Raw genomic sequence first — 25364 nt, 5'->3', positions numbered from 1 at the left:
GCAGCTCCTGCAAGGGATCGGCTTATTTACTCAGCCGCAGGCGTTTCGGTTTTGCGCTTCTTCAAGGGCGCCATGCCGTCACTGCTGACCAGCGAATCAGGCTTGGGACGATTCACCGACTTGCGTTTGGTCGGTCCTTTGGCGGCCACCTTCTTCTTGTCGCCTTTGGCGTCAGTCTTTTTCTTCTTCACACCGACAGCTTTACCTGAGGCCTTGACCTTTTTCGGGCCGCCGTACGTGCCTTTTACTTCCTTGATCACTCGACGCTCGAAGCTTTGCTTCAAGTAGCGCTCGATACTCGACATCAAGTTCCAGTCGCCGTGGCAAATCAGCGAAATCGCCAGACCTTCGCCACCCGCACGGCCAGTACGGCCGATGCGGTGTACGTAATCGTCGCCACTGCGCGGCATGTCGAAATTGATGACCATATCCAGGCCATCGACATCCAAGCCCCGGGCTGCGACATCGGTCGCGACCAGAATCTTCACGCCGCCCTGCTTCAAACGATCGATCGCCAGCTTGCGGTCTTTTTGATCTTTGTCGCCGTGCAGCACAAACGCCTTGTACTCAAGCGCAACCAGACGACCATAAAGGCGGTCGGCCATGGCACGGGTATTGGTGAAGATGATTGCCTTCTGGTATTTCTCGTTAGCCAACAACCAATTGAGGATTTGCTCTTTGTGGACGTTGTGGTCGGCAGTCACGATCTGCTGGCGCGTACCGGCCGCCAGTTCGCTAACGCTGTTGACCTGCAAGTGCTGCGGATCCTTGAGCACCTTGCCGATCATCTCGCGCAGGCCAGATCCACCGGTCGTGGCCGAGAACAGCATGGTTTGCTGACGATTGGCGCATTCCCCAGCCAGACGTTCGACGTCCTCGGCAAAGCCCATGTCTAGCATGCGGTCAGCTTCGTCCAGGACCAGCAACTCAACCTGCTTGAGGTCCAGGTTGCCGGCGTTCAATTGCTCAAGCAAACGGCCCGGCGTGCCAATCAGGATGTCCGGCACCTTGCGCAACATCGCCGCCTGGACCTTGAAGTCCTCACCACCTGTGATCAGACCGGCCTTGATGAAAGTGAATTTGGAGAAACGCTCGACTTCTTTGAGCGTCTGTTGTGCAAGCTCCCGGGTCGGCAGCAGGATCACGGCACGAATCTCAGTCCGAACCCTGGACGGACCCATCAGGCGATTGAGCATCGGTAATACGAACGCGGCAGTCTTGCCGCTGCCGGTTTGCGCCGTCACCCGCAGATCACGCCCTTCCAGCGCCAGCGGAATAGCCGCTGTTTGCACAGGCGTAGGCTCGACGAAATTGAGTTCGGCCACGGCTTTGAGCAGGCGTTCGTGCAGGGCGAATTGGGAGAACACGGGTGTTACCTCGGCGAAATACAAAAAACAGTCGCATAGGGTACCGGTTTCAGACGTCGAGGCCGAGTTTCTTTACCTCAAGCGGCCTATTTTGTTACCGGATTTACCGTCCACACGCCAACCCTAAGCAACAATGTTCTAATCGCGTCCCTTTATTTCAGCAGGAGAATTGTCTCGTATGGACACGCAATCGCTCTGGCTCCGCGTCCAGGAATCCTGGGCCTTGCTCGAACATCAACCCTTGCTGCGAGCCAGCATTGGCTTGGCGCTATTGTTGGTCGCCGCACTAACGCTCGGCCGCATGGCGCGCTTTGGCATTATTCACGCAGTGAAAATACTAGGCCGTCAGCCCGCGCTGTTCTGGCTCAATGATTTCCTGCACAACAAGGTGTTTCATCGCCTGGCGCAAACAGTGCCTTCGCTGGTCATTCAGTTCGGCCTGAACCTTGTGCCGAACCTCAGTGCGACGACCGAACATGTTCTGGGCAACATTGCCCTCGCCTTTACCATCCTGTTTTTCATGCTGACCCTTGGCGCGCTGCTCAATGCCCTGCTGGACATCTACGCCCGCACCGATCACGCCCGCACCCGCTCAATCAAGGGTTACGTGCAACTGGCGAAGATGATTTTGTATATCTTCGCGTCGATCATCATCGTTGCCACGCTGATCGACCGTTCACCGCTGCTGCTGCTGTCTGGTCTGGGCGCCATGTCTGCGGTGATTTTGCTGGTCTACAAAGACACGCTGCTGTCATTCGTCGCTAGCGTGCAGCTCACCAGCAACGACATGCTGCGCGTCGGTGATTGGATCGAGATGCCACAAGTCGGCGCCGACGGCGACGTGGTGGACATCACCCTGCACACCGTGAAGGTGCAGAACTTCGACAAGACCATCGTCTCGATACCGACCTGGCGTCTGATGTCCGAGTCGTTCAAAAACTTTTTCCAGTCGGTTCACTTCCCATACTATTTTCACTCTCACTCCCGGATTCTCTGCCTCCCTCATTAGTATGCATACTTTCTAAACCATACTAATTGCAGATCCGTCTCCTCACGTGCTCCCGCTCCAAACGCCAACGCACCTACGGCGCCTTCCATCATTATCTCGGCGCGAGATTGATAATTTGGCAATCACGCACGGGGCTAGTGTTGCCCTGTCGGGTTCCTGTCGTGTTGCGTCATCGGCAGCCTCTTCATCATGGCCCTACCAAATCTTCTGATGGAGCGAAACAATGAACAGCACCACATCTGGTCAACCTCGCCTGTTGAGCCTTGCGGAATTCGCTGCCCTCATCCGCAGAATGCGCGAGGTATATCAGTGGTCACAAGAGACCCTAGCCGAGCTCGCGGGTTTGAACGTGCGGACTGTGCAGCGCGTCGAGAACGCTAAGTCGGCGAGTCTCGACACCCGTCGCGCACTCGCACGAGCATTCGAGACCGAGGACGTCGACGCGTTCAATATGCCCTACATCATTCCTACTGAGGAAGATCTCAGAGAGGAAAAGGCCCGCTTTGACCGCGACCACATTGCGCTGCCGGCTTTCCCCTTGGCGACAGGTCACCAGCTCGCCAAACTCGCCGAAGACTCAACGGTCGATATCTGCCAGCCTGGTTTTGAAATCAAGCGTGAGGCTCATGAGGTCTTTGCGGCCCTCGTCGACTATTTCCGCGAATATCGGGATTGCGCCAGCGATTACTCGGAAACCTCGAAATTTGCGGTGTATGACGAGATGCAAGAGCTCATCGATGACCTGCTCACCCTGCAGGTGTGTATTCAGTGCGCAACGCGTGAAATTCACCTGAAGGCAACGGGCAGTCAGCCAGATGCGAAACCCATGACTGTCCAGATGACTTACCTGATTGCCTTTGAACAGGGCAAGGCTCCGGAAGAATTCGCAGTGCAGAAGAAGCTGGATTTCCGTTTCTGACTCCTCCTGCCGTGAGCAAGGACGCTTACCCCAGCCGCCTCATCTATCTGACCGATTTCTCCAACATCGATCCGATGACTGATTCTAACCACCCATGACAACTGAGCTGTCTGAGACTTATCTAAGCCACCAGCCCATGATTCAACAGATTGAGAACCTCTCGACAGATGCGCGCGTCGCCTAAGTCGGCTATCAAATCGTCATCGGCTTTAGCAACGGGGCCTTGTCTCACCCATGAAATCGAGGCGTGATTTTCGGGCAACAGACTCGCGATTGTTACGACCGCTTCATCATTAATTTCAAGATAGGGCCAAAGCATTAGCAGTAGAAGTGCTCGTCGCTTTGGATTTGTTGCTAATCCCCGAGCTAACGCCAGGCGCTCATCCTCGGCTTTCCGAAGGGCCGCGAGAGTGGTAAAGAATGCAGCAACCGCGGCGGGGGCTGTTTGAATAACATGTAATGTTACGGCATCCACCACGGCTGTATCCAGAACCTCCCAATTAACAAGAAGCGCAAACGCACATGACCGCCTAACGGATGACCTTCCCGGATTGACAGCTAGCTCAAAAATGCGGTTTTGGAACTCTTTTCCACCCTTTTCACCGATGATTCTTAGCAAGCCTTGGCTCACTGTCGAGTCACTGGTTTCTAATGCAACCATCAGCAATTTTCCGACATCTTCTGTTCCGAGCGGCTCGATGTTTTCGAGCGCATCAACGGCCATACGTGCAATCGGAAACGTATCGTCCTTACCATAGCGTTGCGACGATGAAGACCACTGATTCTCAACTAGCCTGAACAAGGCATTTAAGTGGCTGATATGCGAATGGGTGACTAGTGAAGAAGCCAAGGCTTTAAGCACGGGGCTTCTTTTGTCATTCGCGAATTCCAGGATGCTCTCAGGCAACGGAGCGCCCGCTCTTTCAACAATTGCCTTCAACGCCCTTGCGACGACGTGAGCAAAGCGATGGTCAATGGCTGCATCGACAACCTCCGTCATCCCAAGCTCTATGGCCGCATCAATTGCTTCGACACACAGATCACTGTCATCCCATTGTCCGAGCACCCATTCGATATCCGGGCGAACACTATCCCGAAGATCTCGATAGTGCCTGATTCGGAAGGTACGCACGCTGACGCTTGTAAGGGATGAAACGTTTATAAATTTGACAGCAGACTGTCCCAATGGCGCAGTTGCCCCATTCGTCCCATGACCGGCAGCCTCGCGCAGTTCAGCGTATACAGGGTCGCGATCGTCGAGGGTTTTGCACGCATCGTCTAAAGCCTGACCGCCCACCTCCTCATCCCTGATTGCAGCAAGATCGATCATCAACTCGACAATGCGTTCATGGCGTTCATCTCTGCGAAGGAGATCGGTAATCTCTGAAAGGGCGTCAGGAATGTGCTTGATGAGACAGCCGAGTGCCGCATGCCGTACCGTTTTGGATCCTGAGCCCTTCAGAATCCGACGTGTCAACTTACCAAGATATTCATCACTCCAATGGATATGAAGAACATCCCACACCGTTGCCTCACTCTCAGTATCCCAAGCCCCTGAAAATGCGCCAGAGATCTCGTCATCCGAAGGAGGGTTTGATTTGGCGTCGTGACTCAGTGACGTCAGCCAGTGCGGGAGAAGGGCCTCTAAATGGCGGTGCCTTGCCAAAAACTGCCATCCATTCTGTGTCCGAACACAATCCGCGTATCTTTTGAGAAACTCCCAGGCCGTGTAACCATCTTCGCTCTCTGAAAGGTAGTCGGCATAATCGCTGTTGTAGACCTCATTGATGATGGCCAACCGATTTGCGTACGCTTCCTGCTGCTGCGCTTCAGTGGGGATAAGCACCTGAACGCCGGCATCAACAATTGTTTCGAAGCCCTCAAGGTCTCGCAGAGCACCTGCAGCAACCACATCACACGACGAGCACACTCCATGGTCAACCATCTTGGCTGCAGCGCTTAGATAGGCGCCGGTGAGATTGGTTGCCAAACGATCCAAATCATCGACTAAGGAAATGTGGTAGTAACTATTGTCAGTTGGGAGAAGCTCTTTGATAAAACGGGTGACGAGCGCGCTCACAGTGGGATCTTTCTTGAGCTGTGCGTACCAAGTTTCCGGGTGGTCAGGAGCCTCCCAAATATCAAACCCTCTTAATTCTGATTCAGGCCGGTTGAGCAGGTAGCGCGCGAACTCGGCAACATTAGATGTAGGTGACCCCGCTGCGGCAGCGATGGCCAGATACTCGCTCAGCCTGCAAGAATGATCTGCAAGTCGTGAGCTGATCCAGGCATCGATTTTTTTTGCAGCCTTAGGACTTGGCTTAAGCTTCAATTCTGGTATCGCGTGACAAGCCATCATGATGCGCGCGGCAAACTCGCATCCCTGCTCTTCACCTAGCGCACCAAGATCGCTGAGGAGGTCGAACAGGGATCGTAGCGCCAACCGCGCAGGGACGGAATCCCGCTTCAGCGCCTGCTCAATACCTGCCTCTACACGGGGGTGGTAATAGCGCACCTGTCCGGAAGAAGATCGAAGGTTGCGGGCCGCCACAAAAAAATCCACTAGCGGGGTAACACCTCTCGCCAAAGCAGGCGAGCTGGAGGCTAGGTCTAGATCTAACTCCCTGAGCTCCTGCAGGGATAACTGATCAGTAGCCTTGAGAAATCCCCAAATGATCGCAGCGGCGCTTACCTCCTTTCGCTCCTCAATTTGCTGTACGACTGTGGATTCAATTGACTGCTCATGGGCTTGAGCAATGGCCGCCGAAATGAAGGAGTGCCATGAGTAAGAGTTTGGGGGCACTGCGATACGCAGCGCATCGAAGAATTTCTCGATTTCGAGAGGCGTCGCAAGGCTTTCAAGCACTCGCCCTTCTGCGTCAATTGCAGGCAACTGCACATTCCGAGGGAGGCTTTCTACCCTCGCGCGATAAAGCTGGCTTCGCTCGGCTTTGCCGTAATGCTCTGCTTCGAGCCGGACAACCCACGGCTCGACTGACTTCAGTCCGCCAGAAGCAATAGCCACATCTCGGCGGCTGGTAGCAATAATGAGCCGATCCGGACGCGCAGAACTGAGTACTCTGGAAAGCTCATCATTCCAAGGTCGATTGGAAGCATCGAAATTGTATCGCCCCCATGGATCCTCAATGTCATACAACACGGGTGGGGTAGTCTGGTCATCCCAAAACTCATGAGGCCCCTTGCGTATGCGAACCCGCGCCAACCCAGGGATTTCGCGACGCAGATCCTCATAGAGCTTCTCAGTGGCGAGTGTCTTACCCGTCCCGGACTGACCGACGATGATGGCGCCATATCTCGGCGTAGCTACGGCATCGCGAATAGCATTCCAATTTTTGGGCAGCACGTAGCTATCAAGCTTGGGCGAGCCTGCCAGATAACCGTCATGTTTTTTAATTACGTGGGCAAGCTCCTCACGACGCCAAAGCCCTTCCCCTGCTCTCCTGATTCGTAAATTGGCTTCCGATCTAAGAGCCTTGAGACAATCAAGCCAACGTGAATTCGGAACGCCAAACCGCACTACCAGCAAGCGCTCAATCTCTTGAGTTAATCGCTGCTCGTCCAAGTTGCCAATGACGGCCACCCGACCTGCTGAATGCTCGGGGAGTTGGCGAACCATTGATGCCGGCATCTTCTCCTTCTTTGGCCAAGTTCCAGCGTGCTTTACTTCCAACCCCCGGGTCTGTCCATTCAGACCAGCGCTAGTGACTAGAAGGTATCGTATCTTTGGATTGGCTAGTCTGGTGGCAGCAGAAAGCCTAGATGAGCTGCCATGCTCTAGGAGACGCTCGATCCCCTTCACCGTCCAGGCATCGCCGCCTCGCAGCTTTGCTTGAACGACAAGAGTGTAGTCACCCACGCGGGCAAGTGTTGGAACGCCGTCAGGCCCGTCAACATCGGCCAATTGAGCTTCAATATCCTCCTCACTCCCGGGCTCAAGCTCTATCATCGTAGTGAAGCCAGAGCTAAGCATGACATCGAGCGCAAGCCAAATAGATACGTCAGTCTGGTAGTCATAACCCGCCAGTGAACGTGCACCGGAGCCGGCCTCATCCACGCCTGAGGCTTCATCTGTAACTGGGGCTTCGTCAACGCTTGGGGCTAAATCAGAAGTTGAGGACGTTGTGTTTTCTTCCATGGAAGTCATGTGGAGTGCTGATCCTGTCTCTGGCACGTGGCGGCGCACAGATCCTACCCGAAATCCCTCTCAACTCTAAGACGGTATTGGCTGCATGCTCGTCTGGGAAAGTAGTTCGGCGAAAAAAGGCTCAACCCCATGGCTGATAACTCGGGACATGCAGCCTGAGTGTGCATGCCTCCCACACACCTAGAGAGGTCAAATAAAACGCTCATTGCCCGCCAATCGATGGATGAGGGCTTTTCTAGGCAGACGTATACCAAGAAAATTATGATACGCGTCGCATGCTGCCAAACGGCGCTTAGCTTGAGTTCAGCCGCAGTTGGCGAGATCGATTGTGCGGGAAAAATCGGTGTCAGGATGCGGGCCGACATATAGGATGAAAACCCGGTATATGCCATCTCGTAACAGGCATTGGTAGTAAATCCTCACGGCTGCTTGCACAGTCGTGCCATCACCGCTCTTCAAGTGAGTATGATGCGTCTCCCGACGGACTGTCGCACCATTAAGCTTGATGTCGAGCTCCACACCTATGCCGCCTGTTTGGGCATGATTCAGCCCTCGATCCTGAAAATATTGCCGCAGGACACCTACGTCCCCGAGACGCTCGATAAGAACGACGAATGCATCTATAGCGCTGAAAATGAAGGGGTGGCGGTGGTTGGCGATTTGATCGCACAGATCTATGGCATCACCGACGATGACAAGGTTTGGACAGCCCTGCACAGCCTGCAGAATGTACTGCGATGGGGTCAGGGGTACCGGATCCTGCTCCTCATCCTCACCCACGATTTCCAGGATTAGAAGCTCAAACACCTTATCCAGAAAAGCCTGCTCAATCCTTGGCCGGGGAGCATGGAGGTACGGCCAATCATCGCACTCCATTTCAAACTCAATGACTTGAGCCCCCATGTCTCGCAGCGCGTCCAACTCCCCCTGCACATCGTCAGGTATCGGTGCATAGGGCAGCACATAGATCTCAGCATTTTGGTAGCCGCCTTCGACCGCCTCGCAGTAAGCCCGCAACTCATTCACCGCCAAATGTGGCTTGGGCATAAGTTGAAGCCTGCCGCCTCGACTGTCGATATCGGCGATGACGGAGGACGGCACAACTCCTCGACCTTCGAGTGCACTTTCAATGCGCCTGCGTAGTGCTCTGGGCAAGCCTAAGAGGAAGACCTGGATCATCGGCGCCTATTACATACGTCAGAGCTGCGATCGGCTGAGGACGCTACCGAGCAATGCCGGAATCGCTATCTTGATGATCTCATCATCACTCATGAGCCCCAACAGGCGTGTAGCTTGATCTCGCGGGGTCATCACTTGATCCGGCTCTCGCGTCGCTGGGATCGACGGAGTTGAGGCTTGCTCGCGATCAAAAGATCGCATGATCAGATCATCCATGCTTACGTTGTTCTTGACCGTCCAGGCCTGAATCCACTGGTTGATTTTAAGTGTCCGCATTTTGCGCCACTCTTGTTCGCGAGCGCCCAAAGCCTTGGTAAAGGCCGCGTTTAGATTACTGGAGTAGTCCGAATCAATCAGAACCTGCAATGGCCCTCGCTCAGCGTCCGAGAGCTGGATCAAGTCAAGGAACCCTGCCATCCACTGCTTGTGGGTAGCTACTGGAACCCACTCGATACCTAGGTAGTCGCCCGGCCGATCTTCGAGCTTCTGCTGATAAGAGTCGCCACACCCTTCCACAAAATGCAGAACCTGATGAGTGAGGCGGTTGAAGTAACGCTTCCTCGTGCCGTCAGGATTGATGAAAGCCTGCCAGACATCGCTGCGAAAGATTATCGCCCGATCCTGTTCCGAACGCTGCTCGCCAGGGGAAGACCAAGTGCGTGGCGGCGTAGTCTCGCGTTTGATGGACACGCGGATGTCTCCAGACGAATCTGGCCTCTGCAAGATGATTTTGTCTGCTAGTTGGGTCTGGAGAAAATCGGAAAATTTACGACAGTTGTACCGTCGCTCGTCGAGGGGTGCCAGCCCACGCTGGATGAGGGCTAGGTTGAGTCGCTGCTTAAGGCGCGCACTCAGCTCGAAAGAAACCTTTGAGAGAAGCTCGCAAATGAGCTCCAAGGTGATTTGCAGATCGTCCATTGAAAATCCCAGGCGAAAAGAAATATCCCGCCACAGAGTGTGGCGGGTATCTTTGAATGCATCATAATGCTGCCTGGTTCCAAACTGTTCGCAACGTCGTCCGAAGGGTAGAACCACATACACAATCAGCGCTTGGGCGTTGCTACAGCCCTTGAGAAGCGTTTGAGATGCGTCATGGCATCTGTGTTCGATCTCTCAGTAGCCCTTTCTGAACCATCGCGATGGTCAGAAAACCGTAAACCAATGGTAAACGTGGTAAGTCACTACGTCAATGCCGTGAAGATCCGAAGTGACGGAATGGCGAAGCGATGAGCGCTTAATCCGCCGCCAAGCGTTCCGCTACGCTGCCGAAATCCCCAACGTTGAAACGACCTTCGAAATTCCGTTTCTCCACCCCGCCTAACCCACATGCGCGATAAAAGACCGCACAGCCTCGTCAAATACAGCCGTTCGGAATCGCTGAATAGTCTACATACTTTGACGGTAGCTTTGAAAGCAGGAGTGGTTGTGGTGGGCGGATGCCACCGCACTTTGGTCGGAGTCAGAAGCCGGCAAAGGATCTACTGCAGTGACCAACCGCTCTGCTAGGCTAGTTTCACCGAAGCAGGCCCTTAGGATGCACCATGCTGAATAACATCAGATTTGATCTTTCTGACTACCTTATCCATTTCTTCAGAGACGTCGACCAAACAAGCCCCGAAGGCATCCTTTTTCCAGAACACGCTCGATTTAACAACATTGTCGAGTCTGATGTACTGGATTCCTTGTTCCTCATGCGCTGCGCACTACGTCACCAGAAGATCTTCGCAACCTGGTCGTACCGAAATGGTCGCCCAACGATTTACGGCCGCTCCCCTGCAGTCTGCTTCACCGATATGCCGCTAGCCGCTTTTATTCAATCGAGCAACGAACGCCTAGCGCGCGGAGAAAACGTCGGTCGATACGCCTTTATGATTCCCAAGTCTGCGATGTTCGGCCTAGGTGCTCGTCCGGTGATCTATGGTTTGAGCCAGGACGCCAGGGAACGCCAAGACACCGCACCGTTCAGGATCATTGAAACCGACCACCTCGCTTTAGCAGAACAGTATCGCTACGTGGCCTATAGCATCGCGGACGACCGAACCATCGACTGGACGCATGAGCGCGAGTGGCGTTGGCCTTATCGAGGCAACCAGTCTCACTTTGATCCAGAAAACCATGACTTCTTGGTCGAAACCCTAGAGGAAATACCGGGACTCAACTTTGGAAACACAACCATCAGCGGGATGGGCGTATTGGTACAGGATTACGAAGATGTGCCGAGAATCGTGCATGACATTTTGACGATGGTAGACGCCGAGATCATCCATAGGTCGATGTTCCGTTTTGTAATACCGCTATGCGCTGTCGAACAGCACGCAGACATCCAAGACCCGAATCGAGTGTCGGATCTGATCAACGAGCACTCAATCGACTTGGCGCCGTATTTCTCTATTTCCGAGTGGCGCGCCAACGAGATCAACGCGGGGGTCGATACCATCATCGAGACGATTTTTGCGTCAGCAGGCCACCTAGAAGCGAATGGAGACGACGGGTTCGGAAAATCTTGGGTATGGATTCCAGACAACGGCTCGGAGCTGGTCAGAGCGATGCTGGCCAGTGATAGGGTAATTGTCAGTACTGAGGGCCGCTATCTACTGGACATCGCCGACTTCGACTCGTTTCCGGAAGGTTTTGAGGAGCATTATTGCAAGAGGGTTGCACAGGCATTGGCCATCGAGTTTCGGGTTAATGCCACGTACTTCACCGTACGCGGCAGCCTAAGCTGTGACGGTATACCTTTCTATACAAACTTCCATGACGACGATCATCCATTCTATAACAGTACCAAGCTTTACGAGTAGCAAGGGATGCATGGGGATGTCTCACGCAGGAGCGCCTCACTCATCCTGATCGACCTCGCCACATCAGCTATATACCCTCTGCGTGCCTGAGCATATGCCTCTTGCCGGTGCCAGACATGTACTCGACGTGTAAATCCTGGCAACCAACGATCAGCGCGAGCAATGGCCGGCCATCCACTCGGTCAGCCGCCAGAATCTGCCATTCCCGGAGATCTATCGAGGACGGCGTCGGATGATCCTGAGGATGGGTGTGCCATTCCCCGATATACCGCACCCGGCCATTGCTTTCTTTCCACCGCTTCATGGCGAGCCGGTGATGGAAATAAGGCATGCGCTCGAAGAGAAATCTGAAGCGCCTGTCCCAGAAAGAGGGTTCAGTCGCTTCGGTAATTTCCAGATGCTCACCCCGAACGTGGCCGAGCAAAATTCCCCCGGCCTCCTTTGAGTCGATGCCTTCCTGAATATAGCGACTGAAGACTTCCAGAGGCTGCTGATTTAGGTACACCAACTGCTCCGTTCCGGGCACTGCCCAGGTCGTTACAAACGGCATGCTGGACAGTCCGCAAAAGGCAGTGGTGAGCAATCCGGGGTTGCCAACTCATAGCGGTAGTCGGTTAACCGCGTAGAAAGCGCAGGCCATGGTTTGCCAGCAACCCAAGCCAAAGCAGTGTCCAGTGCCAAGGCAGCGGCCTGAATCGATACAGATGCAGGAAACGGCACATAGAGCCCTTCACATCCCTGCCCTGCAAATATTGGCGGCACCCCCCCAATGACCGGCAATAGGTCGCCTCGGCGGTTGGCCTCACTGATACAGCGATAGCAACCTTGTTCAGCACGTTGCTTGATCAGGGTACGCACAGCGACGCCCGCGCCTTCGATCCAAACGTGCAAGGTTGGACAGGACGCAGCATTGGCGAGCCAGTGTCCGAACGCCTCTTCCCCTGTGGCATCGATGATCAAATCAAGGTCGGCCAAATTCACATCTTTGGCGTTGCTGGAAAAGGGCGTCGCCTTGACCGTCGGCATGGCACTCCCGAGCTCCTTGGCCAGTGCAACTGCCTTGTCTTGGAACAGGTGATTAAAGCCCAGTCGATGTCGCCCGAGGTTCTGGGGCATCAGCGTGTCGTTATCAATCAGCAGCAGTTCACCACTGCCCGTTCCAGCTCCGGCTTTGACTAGCATTTCAGCAAGAAATCCGCCGATGGTGCCGCACCCAATCATCCCGATGCGCTTACCTGAAAATGTCGTCTGCCCAGGGATGTTGCGTTCGCTCAAGTATTTGTCATCAAGGCGCACCATACTCAGAAGCTCAACAGGGCAACCAAAAATGGGCAGACTCTGATCAGTTGAACGCTGATCCTTGGGCCGATTGGCCTGAAGGTCGTACACGAGAAAACCGTAGCTATAGCCGGTCTTTTGAGACTCGATGACTATCAGCACATTCGGCTGATCATCGCGGTAGGCAGCAGTGATCTTATCGCGAATTTTGCGCCTGCACGCATCGTCCAATTCAGCTTGCCAGTCGAGAATGTGGCCAACCGTCTCGGGTGGCCAATTCTTTTGCAGCGGCCTGGGCGCCACGCTGGAAGTGATCATCTCCACACGCGTACGGAACCCCATAATCGTCCTGCCCGTCCGGGCAAACTTTAGTCGGCTTCGCTCGACATCGTCCGTCAGCACATAAAACTTGTTGTCGGACAGCTGAAGGACTTCTAGGGGGCCGGAAGAACGACGCTCGATGTCATGAAAACAGTATTTGCCGTTCCAATAAACGAAGAACTCTTCCTGCAGGTCTTCCTTCATTCTCCCGGCCAGAATCTGCTCAAGCACATCCGTGGCCTGAAGCAGGGACGTTCGGGTTTGTCCTACTGGATCGTAGATGTCTATGACCTCGGTGCCTGGAGCCGCGTAGCAGAGGTAGCCATCCGGGCTAAGGTGGGGCACCAGCAGGGGCAGTGCCTTGGGCGCCCCGGTCAGCCAGAGCTGAAGCGGGCGCTCAAAAGAGCGGTCTATCCAAACGTCGCATTGGACAGTCCCCTGAGTAGCCGTAGTCAATTCTCCGGCCATTACCAGCCAACTTGGGTGCGGCTGGGGATCTACCTTGGTAAACCCCCATCCGATCATGTGGCGCAGCACTTCAGGCATAGCTTCCATGGCGTCAGCCTGCCTTGGTACGCTTCACAGGCTCTGCGGGGCCTGCCAGAGGGGCTATCGCAGCCATGGACGCTGGCAGGCTCTCGGGATTTGGCTTCATGCGGTGAGGCGCGTAGGGGAATCGGTCGCCTAGCATGCTGTGCACCCAGTTGTGAGCGGTATGTGCATCCGCCGCATCGATGGCACCTTGCAGGTATTTCGCAAATTCCTGGAATAGCTCCACAGCATCCGCAATCGCCTCCTTAGGCATGTGAGCCGTGAGCGATGCTTCGGGATCGATGGGACTATGGACGCCATTACGAAGCGCATCCGGAATTCCCTTGACCACGTTGAGCAGAGCGCGATCATCGCGCTTGTCGAAGTACTCGAACAGAGGACAGGCTGCCGCCATCAGCAAGATCGAACTGGGGCCTTTGTCTTCCCATTTCTTGTCACGAAAAGCCTTGAGGTAACGCACCACCCGAATGAGTTGATCACCCTTTTCCTGGCATTCGCGCTTGAACCAGTTTTTCATAGCCATAGGGTCAGACTTACGCCAACCCTGCTTGCGATCGGCCAGCAGAATTTTGTCGGAAGGCAGGGTTTTCCAGCTATCGCGCTCAGAGTTGATCGCACTGTCAAACACAGCGTGGCCATGGCTTTCCATGCTGGCTTTGATAAGTTTGAACAGGGTATCTGGAATGACGTACAGGGGAAGGTCGATGTGAGCATAGGCTGAGATGGTGACCCGGACACAGGTGTCTTTACTCTCGGTATACCACCCTCTTTCGGTACACATTGGCCCGAGCACATCAATGACCGCGTCAAAGAACAAACTGATCGCGAGCTTCGGGCTGTTCTCCTCGCGCATGACACTCAGCGGGAGGTAGACACCATCGTCGATATCGGACTGCTGCGGGGGGGTTGTGCATGGGCTGTTGAGGGTTTTGTAGGCACGCGACCCCTGGATGTAAAACCGTGGCTGACAAATTTCACCCTCAAGGCCTTTCTCGCTGAGAACGCGAGGCAGGTCAGCTTTCAGGGCTGCTCGGATATCTTGACGCGCCCCGTCAATTTCGGCCAACTCCTGGGGCTTCAAGTTGAGTTCATTAAGGAAGCAGGCGTCCTCGGTAGTCGTGAATAGTAAGGGACTGAAATTCGGCATGAAGCCTCCGCTCAAACGCTGAATGAACGGTGCCTCCAGCAATTGCTGACCTTCACATCAAGACTACCGAGCGCGTCTGCACTCATGAATCTCGTCACTGCCACCCTACGCCAACCACGCAATCCAAAGGGTGCAGTTCTTTCCAGTATGTCAGCTACCATGCTCGATGACACGTGTGAGATGACATACTGCCATCAATACCACATGTAGATCAAGCATAAGATAAAAACACAACATATAGTGTTATTGCACGTTGTAACTACATAGTTCTGGGCCTGGTGAATGTGACCTGACCAGCCGTATTTAGCCCTTCTGTCCACTTGCGGTCGGTAAAATAGGTACCTTCCATGATAAGCCCATCGGGGGACTCCTTGACGAACACCCTCGCCGCCCCAGTGTGCTGGTTCGTGTCAGTGGCAACAGGAACCCGCGTGTAGTTGACGAACATGTAGTTGAGCTCAAGCAAGCCAGTCTGGTCGCTGGGCCGAACGGACACGCTGATGGTCTTTGATTCCGAGTAGCCGTCAGCCCCAACGAATTCCATTTTGACGCTGAACAGGCGGGCCTTGATCTTGACCTTTCCTTCAACAATGTAGAGTGAAGACCCATCGCCTTGGCCAAGCCATTTCTGCATGACTCCCCAATTGGATTGCAGCTTCATGTCCCATTCCCCATCGATCGGCGGGAAAAGCTTGCAAACAAACGGCAGCTTGCACAGCCATACGAAGAAAAAGGTCTGGCCCAACGCGTAAAAAGCCGCAGCGCCTATGCCGACCGCTGAGGACACAGGTCGACGCAAATCCGTCAACGGCCCAGCCAACAGCGTCGACATGTCGTGATAATGCAGTAGAAGGAAAACGACCATGCATGTGGTAGCAAAGTACCCGAGGGTCTTGGTGATACCTATGACTTGATACATGCCGTTCCTCTATGGGCGGGAGTTGAGGCTTCACCCTATACGTTCAGTCATAGGGTGTATATGGGCGTTCCCGGGTGGTCGTGCCGCCTAGAGGCGCATTGCTGTCCAGACCATCTACACCCTGCAGGCACTCAACACACGAAGCGTATGCAAGCACTGATTCGGCAAGACTGCCGGGCAGACATATGGGAGAGCGGCGCTCGTCGACCGCCAGTCGAAGTCGTTACTAGGTAATTTTCTCGGCTTAAAGCCCTAAATCACGCCCGAATCTCATATCCAAGGCTCTGGGTATCCGATCACTCAACATGTGCTCAAGCAACGCATCAGTCATTGCAGCCCACCCTTTTCCGTCGCGATCCGGCGATCGCCCTGTGCCTGGATCAAGGCTTGCCCATAGATAATCGCCCTTGGCCAAGCGTGTCTTGGCTTCCTGTTTCACAGCCGCGCACGCAGCCGCGACTGAGGGAAAGTCCATGTCCGGGGCCGGATCTCGCAGCCTGTTGAATGACCCGATCAGCTCCTCAGCCAATATCCCTAAGGGGTAGAGCCCGGACTGAACCAGCTCATCGAAAATCTGCTTGAGCTTATTGGGGCTATAGACCTCGGACGCAAGATCCCAGACCAGATAATCTGCATGAGTGTCACGCTCAATGTCGAACATCAGTGCAGTCAGAACGTTGTCTGTCTGTAGACCGCGAATAAATCGCTTGCAGTGAATCGACTCTCCCTGCATCGTGCGGGGCTTGGCCTTGCGCTTCACCGCCTTGGTCGGCAGCCCCCCGAAGCCTTGCCCGTGAGGGTCATAATGTTCCTGCCCGGCCTGTTCCTCAGACCCCATTGCCCGCTGCTCAGACTGCATACCCTTTCCTTTGACTAAGCCACGTTGGAGCATCAGCGCCATTTATCCAGTGGTTGGCTACGAACGCAAAAATGCAATGCTAACCGGCCAGCCAGCATCTACCAACCCTCCGAGCAGCAGTCACAGTCAGGTAGGCGCCAAATTTCAGCATGTCGCATGCCATTTTTTTAGATAGCGGTGTTGTGCCCAAACAAGCTCATCATTATGATAATTGAAACACCCATAATAATAAGAGAGACCGTAATGTCCGAAGTTACCTTTGCATTCACCCCTGTTAAATCTCGTGGCCGAGAGACTCTGAAAGTCACGCACAGCATCGATAAGACAGAAAGTCGTTTGATAAGTAAATTTCAATATCTAGGGTATTTGCTTCGGCAGGCAGATGCGTCGGTAGCTTACGACGACTTTCTAGGGCCAAGTGTCGTAATCCAGTTCGGATTCGACGTTAATAAATTGGGCTACGACGAGTATGCCCCTGTGCATATACTTTGCGCTCCAGACTGGAAGATTCGTATGTACGCCGCATGGTGTGTCATCGGAGGCGCTGAGCGAGATTTGGCATCGAACCTAAATTACGATGACATTCAGAACTATTGGCCAAACGCTGACTTCCTTGCCCCTGATTGGGCTGACGAAGTCAGGAACTGGGCGCAATATCAATCTGCGAACGAGCAACTGAAGGAGCGTCCTATTGAGCTTGAGATAGCACAATGGGTCGGACAGCCGCGCCGCCCGGCAATTGAGTTCGCACCATGACTATGGTGCACCAAGCCTGACAACGTGCAAGGCGGCTAACGAAGTCCATATAGGCTGCGCACGCCGGCACGCCAGGAAAAGGAGCGCTTGCAGCGCTGTGCATCGCTCCTATGCCCATGGAAGCAAACCGTCGAGTATCTGGAGCCAGCCAGAGGGCGCCGGTCTCAGCACAAGGCATCAGCGAGGCTCGCTGAAGGACAGACGTTTGAGGGAAGTCATGTCCGCTAATGGGAGCTCACCCACGAACATCTCCAGCCGAAACTGATTAACCTGTCTTCCACCATCGTCATGGAAGATAGCCTCATTTACGGCCCTCATGATGCTGGCTCTCACTTCAGACCGGGGTGGAGCATCATCCCACCACCGGCAATTTTTTGAAGCCAAAACCATATCCTCGTATTCCCAGTAGCCTAGGCCTTTAGCAAGAACGTTACGGACGTACTGGATCTTAGTGCTCCGCCCGAAAAATCGCCGCTGAAGCTTGAGAGCCATACGGTTAAACGGGCCGTCGGAGATTAGATCTTCAGGATACATGGGGACTTTCACGATATGCCTCGCAACGTCTGCTTCAGATAGCTAGACCTAGGTCAACAGATTAACCTAATGACTGTCTATGGTGAGATTGAAATGCTGCGCGAGACTCACCATCCTGAGCAACATCCCAGGCCATAAATATGACTGATACCCCTAGCCCACAACGGTACTCCGGCCGTGCAACCGTGTACATCGACCAAAACGTACTGGACATGGCTGTCAAAGGCCACGACCCCGCGTTTTTCAAATCGATAACCGACAAGCTCCAAATCATCTACTCGGACGAAACTTTGCGTGAGATAAAGCGCAGCGGCCAGCCTGAGAAATTCCTGGCGGCCCTCGATGCCCTGAATTCCATGCACTTCAGGCACCAGTTTAACGAGCGCTTTGAGCCTACGGGCGAAATGATCCTTCACGACCTATCTTCCTCCCACGCCTATGCCAATTATCTTCAGGCAGAGCCGGTCTACGACCTCATGCTTGCGGCGGCTCATCAGATCACGCTCAAGCTCTACGGGGGGCGAGCCGACTCTGCTTTTACCGACATAGCCTCAGAGCAGGTAGAAGCATTTGATAGCCTCATCCAGAGCCTATCCGCTCCACTTGACCAGCTTGATCAGACGCACCCGGGTTTACGAGCGCCGATCGAGCAATACCTGGAGAGCCTGCAGTCCCAGTACGAGCAAATCTCTGCAATAGCTGCCGCCGAGATGAAAAAGCACATCGGCGAGACAGGGCGGTCAGGAGTGAACAGCTACCGGGCTTCTGTGGGAATGGGGCCCAAGGAGCTCAACAACCTAAAGCCGCCCCGGGTCATCGAGAAAATATGGCAGGCCTATCAGCAACTTGATGGTTACAAAGATCAGGGGTACACGATCGAGAATTTTCTGGGCATCGCTACCAATCCTATTTACCGCCGAGAAATGCACCGCCACGAAAAGGTCACGGCGATTTACAACGTGCTCAACGTCATTGGCTACAAGACCGACAGCAAGCTGGATCGTGAAAATCGACATATCGCAGCTATCAGCGATGCTGCCCATGCCTCGATTGCTTCCTATGCCAATTGCCTGTTGAGCGCAGATGAGGCGTTTGTAAGCAAGGTGCGGGCGATCTACGAGTTCCTCGGGGTGACCACTGAAGTGTCTCTCGTGGCTTTGGTCGACGATGAGATCGCTCTGAAAGGCGAATAGCTGACATCGGCCCTACGCCCGCGATTGAGGACGAGCAGACAACGCTCCGCTTGCAGACATTTAGCAATCTTCGCAGCATCTGCGAACCAAATACTCAAGCCTGATGGCGCAGCAGCATCTTCTGCTATGGTGATTCCAGCCAATAGCGCGGCGCCTTATTCGGTGTGACTGCCAGGAGAAGCTGATCCCTATAGCCCGCGCTTTACTGAACAGCTCGGTGATTCCCAGCCCACTTGTCTTCACAGGTTGGCCAGGAATGCCGGATGATTTCACTCGCCCCTCTTTAGCCTGCACTGCTGCTCCAACAGCAGTTCAGCAAACTGGGTAAGGCTACTGATCCGCCCTGCCCCTGTTCTATCCAAGTGATACCCGAAAATCCCAATGGTTCTGGGCCCATCTTGATCACATCGCAACGAGTCACCGATCATCACGACCTGCTCACTTGAAGCCTTCATATCCCAGCTCGGCCGTACGCTCAACAGGTGACAGATTTCGCGGTAGATACCAGCATGGGGCTTCATCACCCCAAGCTCGTAGCTCAGCGCAAAGCCGTCCACCTCCCGAAAAAGGTCTCTGAGCACTGGCCCAAAGGGCTGGGCCAAGTTTGAACAAATACCGATCGCCATTCCTTCAGATCTGAGCAGACGCATAGCTTCAATGGCGGCCGGATAGACCGTAATCGATGCCAACTCATCGTCCAGAGCATCCTGCAACCAGTTCATTCGCTTAGGACTGACGGTAATGCCGAAATGCTCGGCAGCTTCCTCCAGCGAGAGACTGGACGTCATCAACGTATGAAGGTCAGCAGCGGTTGGTCTACGTCCCTGCTTGGAGAATTGCAGTCCACTTGACCACCCGTTTGCATTGCCACTGACCAATCATTTGCATTCGACCTGACCAGCCGTTTGCATTGGATTTGACCAGCGTACTTCGTGTCCTTGACCGGACAGTCGCGATGGGCAGCTCTGGGCTGAGAGCGGTTGGTCGGAGATCAGGTTCTCTAGTCTAATCACCCGCAGGATCAATTCCTCTCGCCGGGCTCCACCGGTTTGCGAGGTTGTACATGGGAGTGGCAGCGGTGTCTTAGGCAATTGCCGTTTGTTCGCAGGAATGTGCCGTGGCTATCCTCGACGCCGGGAGAGCCCATCACCGGCCCTCAGGTTCATCTGGATTGCGAGGGCCGTCGCCGCTGGCTCTGCTCATTGCTGCGCAGGTTTCCGTCCGCAAGCAACGCTGGGTTTTGATAGTTGCTTGCCGTTGATAACGCAACTGAGCGAGCGCGCTTGCAAAAGTAGGACAACTGCCCTAGATTTGTTTCGTGGAATCTAGGGCGGTCGTCCTATTTTGTCATGCCCACCGTAATTCTTGTCCAACATTGCGTGCAACACCCGATGGAGTAGCTTTATGTCAGCATCAGAGATCATTATCCCCAAGCCTACCGACGTGAACAGAATCCAAGACGAGCACTGGAGATTGCGTGCTGGCCGGGTTTTACCCAACGGTATGTACGGTCATATTCAGCCGCATCATACGCCGGCAAACTACCCACAGTTCTTCGGACGCAGTGCAGGCGCCCGGGTGTGGGACGTGGACGGCAACGAATACGTCGACATGTTATGTGCATGGGGGCCGATGATTCTTGGATACGGTAACGAGGAGGTAGAGGCCACCTACCAGCAGGAGCTCAAAAACCGCGACTTGGCCTACGGAGCATCTCCCCGCGTGGTTGAGTTGGCCGAACGCTTTGTGGAGCTGAACGATGGCGCCGATTGGGCTATCTTTGGCAAAAATGGCGGTGACGCTACGACACTCGCACTGACGATTGCTCGCGCGGCAACTGGCAAGAAGATAATTCTCAAAGCGGGGCCGTCGTACCATGGTGCCACACCCTGGTTTACCCCGGTCATGTCTGGGATAACTCCGGAAGATCGCGCGAATATTGTCGAGTTTGAATACAACGATAAAGAGAGCTTCAATCAGGCGGTGGTAGCAGCGGGTGACGATTTCGCTGGGATCATTATTACCCCCCATCGTCATGACACTTATACTGATCAGATTCCTGTTGATTTGGCATTTGCACAGCATGTCAGACATGTATGTGACGCGCGCAAAGCAGTGCTCATTTTAGACGACGTCCGTGCCGGCTTTCGTACCTCATTGGCAGGAAGCTGGGCGCCCATCGGTATTCGTCCCGACATGAGCACCTTCTCGAAATGCATTGCCAATGGCCATGCGCTTTCAGCGCTCACAGGTATCGATTCGCTGCGCGAAGCTGCAAGTTCAATCTACGCCGTGGGCTCGTTCTGGTATGCGTCCGGAGCGATGGCAGCAGGCTTGACCACTCTGCGTATCCTGGAAGAAAGCAACGGTATTCAGACTATGACCGAGAGGGGTAACCAGCTCGTCAAAGGCATACGCGAGCAAGCCGCCAGCTATGGAATCAATGTAGTCGTCAGCGGCCCGCCGACCATGCCATTTGTTCGCTTCGAAGATGGCAAGGAGATGGAACACGCGTTTATCTGGTGTGAGGAAGCTCTGCGACGAGGCGCCTATGTCCACCCTTGGCATAACTGGTTTCTGTCGACCGCGCATACGAAAGAAGATATCGACTTTGTTTTGTCTGCGACGGATTGTGCTTTCCGGCATCTCGCTAGCCGGATCTGATTCCAGTAACGCTTCAACACTATTAAACAATTGCCCACGTGCTAGACACGGAGCAGGCAATGGCGCCTTCCATAGTGACGCGTGCCGACTGTATGCTTGACGACAGCCGGAATATATTTGGCTCCCTGAGCCGCTTCTGCCCGGGCGAGGTACTTGGAGAATTTCTCCAAACAATCTCGCCCGTAACCCAGTTTTCAACTTTGTGTGGACGTATTTTCGTTCATCTGCACTTCGGCGATACATCGCAGAAGTAATATTCGGGTTCGCATGGCGCTGCACCTGATGCAGCGCCCCTAGGGTGGAAGACATGAGAGAAATGACAGCACCAATGAGTTTAGATCAGGCTGCCTCCACGGCGGGCACCCTCAAAGGGTCACTGGGGGTTACGTCGATTGTGCTCTCCGTAGTGGCAACGGCTGCGCCCTTGTCGGTGATGGTGGCAAACTCCCCACTTCTGATCTCAATGGGTAATAGTGCAGCGGCGCCTTTTCACGCGTTGGTTGCAATGATAATCATGTTCCTATTTGCCGCTGGTTTCACGGCGATGTCCAAGTATATTAAAAATGCTGGGGCCTTTTACTCATATATTCAGAAGGGTCTAGGACGAACGGTTGGATTGGGCTCCGCAACTACGGCGCTCCTGTCATATTCATTCATTCTGGTTGCACTTGAAGCCTATCTTGGTTACGCCATCAGCACTATGATATCTACTTTCTTTGATATAAGCCTTCCGTGGTGGGTTCTCTCCCTTGCAGTCATTATGGTGGTCGGATTTTTCGGCTACCGTGATATCGCATTGAGCTCGAAATTCCTCACGGTGGCGCTGGTGCTTGAGATTGCTGTCGTACTGGCCGTCGACGCTGCCGTCCTGTTTAGGCATGGTCTGAGCGGTATGGTGTTGAGTCCGATGTCCCCATCGACTGCATTATCGGGTTCGCCAGGGCTGGGCGTCATGTGGGCGATCTTCAGTTTCATCGGCTTCGAAGCGACTGTCATCTTTCGAGAAGAAGCCAAAGATCCTGACCGAACCATTCCCTTGGCTACCTATGTCGCGGTCGTCACTATTGGATTGTTTTACATCGTTTCGATGTGGTGCGAGGTGGTCGGGTTCGGCGTGGAAAATGTTGTTGCGGCGGCCAATGCTCATCCGGGTGATCTCTACCAGATTTTGATTCGCAACTATCTTGGTACCGCATTCGAAGATATTAGCCAGATCCTAGTGGTCACCAGCCTGTTTGCCTGCGTGCTTTCCCTCCACAACATCGTGGTGAGGTATCAGTATGTTCTTGGCAAATACGGTGTTTTGAGCCATAAGGTTGGAGTTGTCCATCCCCAGCATGGCTCCCCACACGTTTCTTCAATCGTTCAAACATTGACTTCAATTGTGGCACTTGTAGTTATAGTAATTTCAGGCTTGAACCCGGTCAGCCAAATATTTGCATGGGGCGGCACCGCAGGGACGATAGGCTATATGCTGATTCTTTCGCTAACCTGTGTTTCGATCATCGCGTTTTTCTCAAGCACATCTCAACCAAGCAATATTTGGCGCACTCGGATTGCGCCACTGTGCGGATTGGTAGGTGTGGTGTCGTGCTTGGGAATCTCCATCGCCAACCTGCCTACCCTCGTTGGAGGAGATGGTGCAGAGATGGTCGCGGTGGCAATGTGCGGCGTTATCGTTGCAGCGTTCGGCTTTGGATGTTTAGCCGCGACCGCCCTCAAGCGCATGGCGCCAGTACGTTACGAGGCCCTCAAGGAGCTGGCGTAGCGGTTTCGCCTTTTGCACCCCAAGGGAAAAAAATGCCTTGTGATCGGCTCAGAGCCGACCATGGGGCATTGAGGCGATTGGAACCAATGGCCTGAGAGTTAAAGGTTAACCTATGAAACCTATATCTTCGGAGGGACGTCCGGGCAGAGCTTCCATGAGAGCAAGCAATCCTTCTCGTAGCCCCTGAAAGTTGGCTTTCTCAGGAGCAGCCACACGATAAAGGCCGGAGCCGTCAACAAGTGCTGTGAGGATCGTCGACGCCCAACCAAGATCACTCCGCCGAGAGGCGACCACCAGCGTATTGTCCTGTCGGTGGATCGACGTCATCGCCGCTTCTACGGAAGGACGCAGCTGCGGGCGATTGGCGGCAAAAAGATAAGCCTCGTACTGAAGTTTGTCGTATTTCACGGCGCCATCCCGTACCAGCTGGATGTAAGCGTCGACGGCCGTTTCGCGATCCATGTCTTCGTCCTGGATGCGGGTGGATAGCGCTTCCAGCTCGCCTATCATACTTTTCATGATCGTCTCAAATGCTTGGACGATCAGGTCATCAATCGACGGGAAGAAATAACTAGGAGCAGAGAGGGCGACGTTCGCTCGGCGTGCAACGGCTCGGTGTGTTACGGCAGAGATTCCCTCATCACAAATAACATCCACGGTTGCTGCCAAAATCTCCTTCTTGCGAAGTTCACCTTTAGCGTATCGGGTTATGGGCAGCTCAGACACTTGGAACTCTCTGATTCTGGCCTTGGCCGCTTGAGCTCAATGGCGATATCCCTTGTTTTGGGCCCGCCACGAAAGCACTGGCACCATCAGGCTTCTGAGTGTGGAGCACCAGGACGGGATGGGATGTACGAAGGTAGGTATGCATCACGCGATTATAGGGGCGTTGCTAGCTGGCGTCACACGATTCCATTGCAGTACTCCACTGCGCCTAGTCGCCATCGGCCTCCGGCCAAGCTCATCGCATGCGTGCTTGCCACTCCGCGTAAAAAAGTAACTTATCATCCAAGAGCTTTTGCAAGTCAACAGCGGGATGTTGAAGTCATAATGGCCGCCAGTTTCCTTTTAGAAATGTCGCAAGGGGTCATACAACCGACATGGTTATGTCCAGTCGGATACTCCCGCCCGAGCACCTCTTAATGTGCCCGTCCGCTTCTGGCCGATTTCCGACGGTCAGGGTCGGCCAGCGGACTGGTCAAATCCAATGCAAACGACTGGTCAAGTCGAATGCAAATGGGTGGTCAAGTCCGTGCAATTACTCACCTGCTCAATGCCGTCGCGCAGAAGCTGGCGGAACGGATGGTGCTTGCGTTCGATCTGAACAATGGTGCCGAAGGCGTCGAATACGGCGGCTACGATAGGCATTGGGCGGGCATCCAGCGAGATAAGGGAGACATCAAACCGTCCTTGAACACCAACATCCCGTCATTTTATCAGCCCCGTGATGCACAGGTTACCTGGATGCAGTTCGTAACGGCCTATGGAGCACTGATCGATATCGGCAAGCTGCAAAAAGGCGACGATCGTGTCCCAGGAAGTGGTGTAACTCATCACGGCTCTGGCCACTGAGTTTGCCGTTTAGTTGATCACGGCCGACAGCTTGGCCTGCGGATTATCGCTGACCGCCTCGAAGGCCTCCAACTGCATGTAGCGCCTTTGCAGGCACCATTCGTCGTTCTGTTCCAGCAACATCGCTCCGACCAGCCTGGTGATCGCCGGATCGTTAGGAAAGATACCCACGACATCGGTTCGTCGTTTGATTTCCGCGTTCAGCCGCTCAAGCGGGTTGGTGCTGTGTAGCTGCTGACGATGGGCTTTGGGGAAGGCCATGTGGGCCAGTACTTCATCCTCGCAGCCGTCCATCAGTACGGCGATCTTTGGATACTTCTCTCGCAGTTGGTCGGCCACCAGACGCCATTGTTGATGGCAT

The 25364-nt window shown here is 54.2% G+C and carries 19 protein-coding genes and 2 pseudogenes; 7 read left to right on the top strand and 14 right to left on the bottom strand.

The genetic code is table 11. From position 1 onward, the window contains the following. Positions 1-26 precede the first annotated feature (26 nt). Complete coding sequence (locus VGC62_RS08045) at positions 27-1367, bottom strand: DEAD/DEAH box helicase (protein WP_331186541.1); 1341 nt, start codon at positions 1365-1367, stop codon at positions 27-29. 178 nt (positions 1368-1545) lie between these two features. Between VGC62_RS08045 and VGC62_RS08040 the strand changes: the two are divergent. Together VGC62_RS08040 and VGC62_RS08035 are read left to right on the top strand one after the other, a co-directional pair. Continuing rightward, positions 1546-2310: pseudogene (locus VGC62_RS08040) on the top strand (mechanosensitive ion channel family protein); the annotation flags it as partial. Positions 2311-2599: 289 nt separating this feature from the next. After that, positions 2600-3295, top strand: a complete 696-nt coding sequence (locus VGC62_RS08035) for a helix-turn-helix transcriptional regulator (RefSeq protein WP_331186540.1) — start codon at positions 2600-2602, stop codon at positions 3293-3295. A gap of 121 nt (positions 3296-3416) precedes the next feature. On the opposite strand, the gene VGC62_RS08030 is transcribed toward VGC62_RS08035, so the two are convergent. From VGC62_RS08030 to VGC62_RS08020, 3 genes are all read right to left on the bottom strand, one after another. Continuing rightward, positions 3417-7460: a hypothetical protein gene (locus tag VGC62_RS08030; RefSeq protein WP_331186539.1), complete on the bottom strand. Its 4044-nt coding sequence runs from the start codon at positions 7458-7460 to the stop codon at positions 3417-3419. Positions 7461-7763: 303 nt separating this feature from the next. Continuing rightward, positions 7764-8507, bottom strand: coding sequence for a hypothetical protein (locus VGC62_RS08025; protein WP_331186538.1), 744 nt, complete (start codon positions 8505-8507; stop codon positions 7764-7766). A 150-nt stretch (positions 8508-8657) separates the two neighbouring features. Further along, the gene (locus VGC62_RS08020) at positions 8658-9557 is read right to left on the bottom strand and encodes a hypothetical protein (RefSeq protein ID WP_331186537.1); all 900 of its coding nucleotides are present in this window, start codon (positions 9555-9557) and stop codon (positions 8658-8660) included. A 623-nt stretch (positions 9558-10180) separates the two neighbouring features. Between VGC62_RS08020 and VGC62_RS08015 the strand changes: the two genes are divergently transcribed. After that, a complete protein-coding gene (locus tag VGC62_RS08015) occupies positions 10181-11440 on the top strand; it encodes a DUF4427 domain-containing protein (RefSeq protein ID WP_331186536.1) in 1260 nt (419 codons plus the stop codon). A gap of 67 nt (positions 11441-11507) precedes the next feature. On the opposite strand, the gene VGC62_RS08010 is transcribed toward VGC62_RS08015, so the two are convergent. The 5 genes from VGC62_RS08010 to VGC62_RS07990 all read right to left on the bottom strand — a co-directional run bounded on the left by VGC62_RS08010 (position 11508) and on the right by VGC62_RS07990 (position 16558). Continuing rightward, on the bottom strand, positions 11508-11990 hold the full coding sequence (locus tag VGC62_RS08010) for a Mov34/MPN/PAD-1 family protein (protein ID WP_331186535.1): 483 nt from the start codon (positions 11988-11990) through the stop codon (positions 11508-11510). Next, complete coding sequence (locus tag VGC62_RS08005; RefSeq protein WP_331186534.1) at positions 11978-13594, bottom strand: ThiF family adenylyltransferase; 1617 nt, start codon at positions 13592-13594, stop codon at positions 11978-11980. The genes VGC62_RS08010 and VGC62_RS08005 overlap by 13 nt, the downstream gene beginning before the upstream one ends. Before the next feature lie 4 nt (positions 13595-13598). After that, positions 13599-14738, bottom strand: a complete 1140-nt coding sequence (locus tag VGC62_RS08000) for a CBASS cGAMP synthase (RefSeq protein ID WP_331186533.1) — start codon at positions 14736-14738, stop codon at positions 13599-13601. Between the two features lie 259 nt (positions 14739-14997). After that, positions 14998-15657, bottom strand: coding sequence for a hypothetical protein (locus VGC62_RS07995; RefSeq protein ID WP_331186532.1), 660 nt, complete (start codon positions 15655-15657; stop codon positions 14998-15000). A gap of 244 nt (positions 15658-15901) precedes the next feature. Then, positions 15902-16558, bottom strand: coding sequence for a hypothetical protein (locus tag VGC62_RS07990; RefSeq protein WP_331186531.1), 657 nt, complete (start codon positions 16556-16558; stop codon positions 15902-15904). Positions 16559-16759: 201 nt separating this feature from the next. On the opposite strand from VGC62_RS07990, the gene VGC62_RS07985 reads away from it, so the two are divergent. Next, positions 16760-17272, top strand: a complete 513-nt coding sequence (locus VGC62_RS07985; RefSeq protein WP_331186530.1) for a hypothetical protein — start codon at positions 16760-16762, stop codon at positions 17270-17272. Between the two features lie 674 nt (positions 17273-17946). Next, positions 17947-18999, top strand: coding sequence for a hypothetical protein (locus VGC62_RS07980; RefSeq protein ID WP_331186529.1), 1053 nt, complete (start codon positions 17947-17949; stop codon positions 18997-18999). Positions 19000-19268: 269 nt separating this feature from the next. Here the strand turns inward: VGC62_RS07980 and VGC62_RS07975 are convergent, their stop codons facing one another. Beyond that, on the bottom strand, positions 19269-19787 hold the full coding sequence (locus VGC62_RS07975; protein WP_331186528.1) for an HAD family hydrolase: 519 nt from the start codon (positions 19785-19787) through the stop codon (positions 19269-19271). Between the two features lie 616 nt (positions 19788-20403). Between VGC62_RS07975 and VGC62_RS07970 the strand changes: the two genes are divergently transcribed. Further along, positions 20404-21663 carry an aminotransferase class III-fold pyridoxal phosphate-dependent enzyme gene (locus VGC62_RS07970; RefSeq protein WP_331186527.1) on the top strand — a complete coding sequence of 420 codons (1260 nt, stop codon included), beginning with the start codon at positions 20404-20406 and terminating at the stop codon, positions 21661-21663. A 307-nt stretch (positions 21664-21970) separates the two neighbouring features. Next, positions 21971-23431, top strand: a complete 1461-nt coding sequence (locus VGC62_RS07965) for an APC family permease (protein ID WP_331186526.1) — start codon at positions 21971-21973, stop codon at positions 23429-23431. Between the two features lie 105 nt (positions 23432-23536). On the opposite strand, the gene VGC62_RS07960 is transcribed toward VGC62_RS07965, so the two are convergent. The 4 genes and pseudogenes from VGC62_RS07960 to VGC62_RS07945 form a co-directional block, all read right to left on the bottom strand. Beyond that, a complete protein-coding gene (locus VGC62_RS07960; RefSeq protein ID WP_331186525.1) occupies positions 23537-24157 on the bottom strand; it encodes a TetR/AcrR family transcriptional regulator in 621 nt (206 codons plus the stop codon). A gap of 540 nt (positions 24158-24697) precedes the next feature. Beyond that, positions 24698-24799 (bottom strand): annotated as a pseudogene (locus VGC62_RS07955) (haloacid dehalogenase); the annotation flags it as partial. 60 nt (positions 24800-24859) lie between these two features. Then, positions 24860-24985 (bottom strand): hypothetical protein, encoded by a 126-nt coding sequence (locus VGC62_RS07950; protein ID WP_331186524.1) that lies wholly within the window; start codon positions 24983-24985, stop codon positions 24860-24862. Between the two features lie 27 nt (positions 24986-25012). Beyond that, positions 25013-25364, bottom strand: a 352-nt coding sequence (locus VGC62_RS07945) for a transposase (protein WP_331186523.1), incomplete at its 5' end; no start/stop codon positions are given.

It is taken from the genome of Pseudomonas sp. (genome assembly GCF_036404235.1).
Lineage (GTDB): Bacteria > Pseudomonadota > Gammaproteobacteria > Pseudomonadales > Pseudomonadaceae > Aquipseudomonas.
The sequence above is the reverse complement of the archived record's forward strand: the minus strand, read 5'-3'. Positions and strand labels throughout refer to the sequence as shown.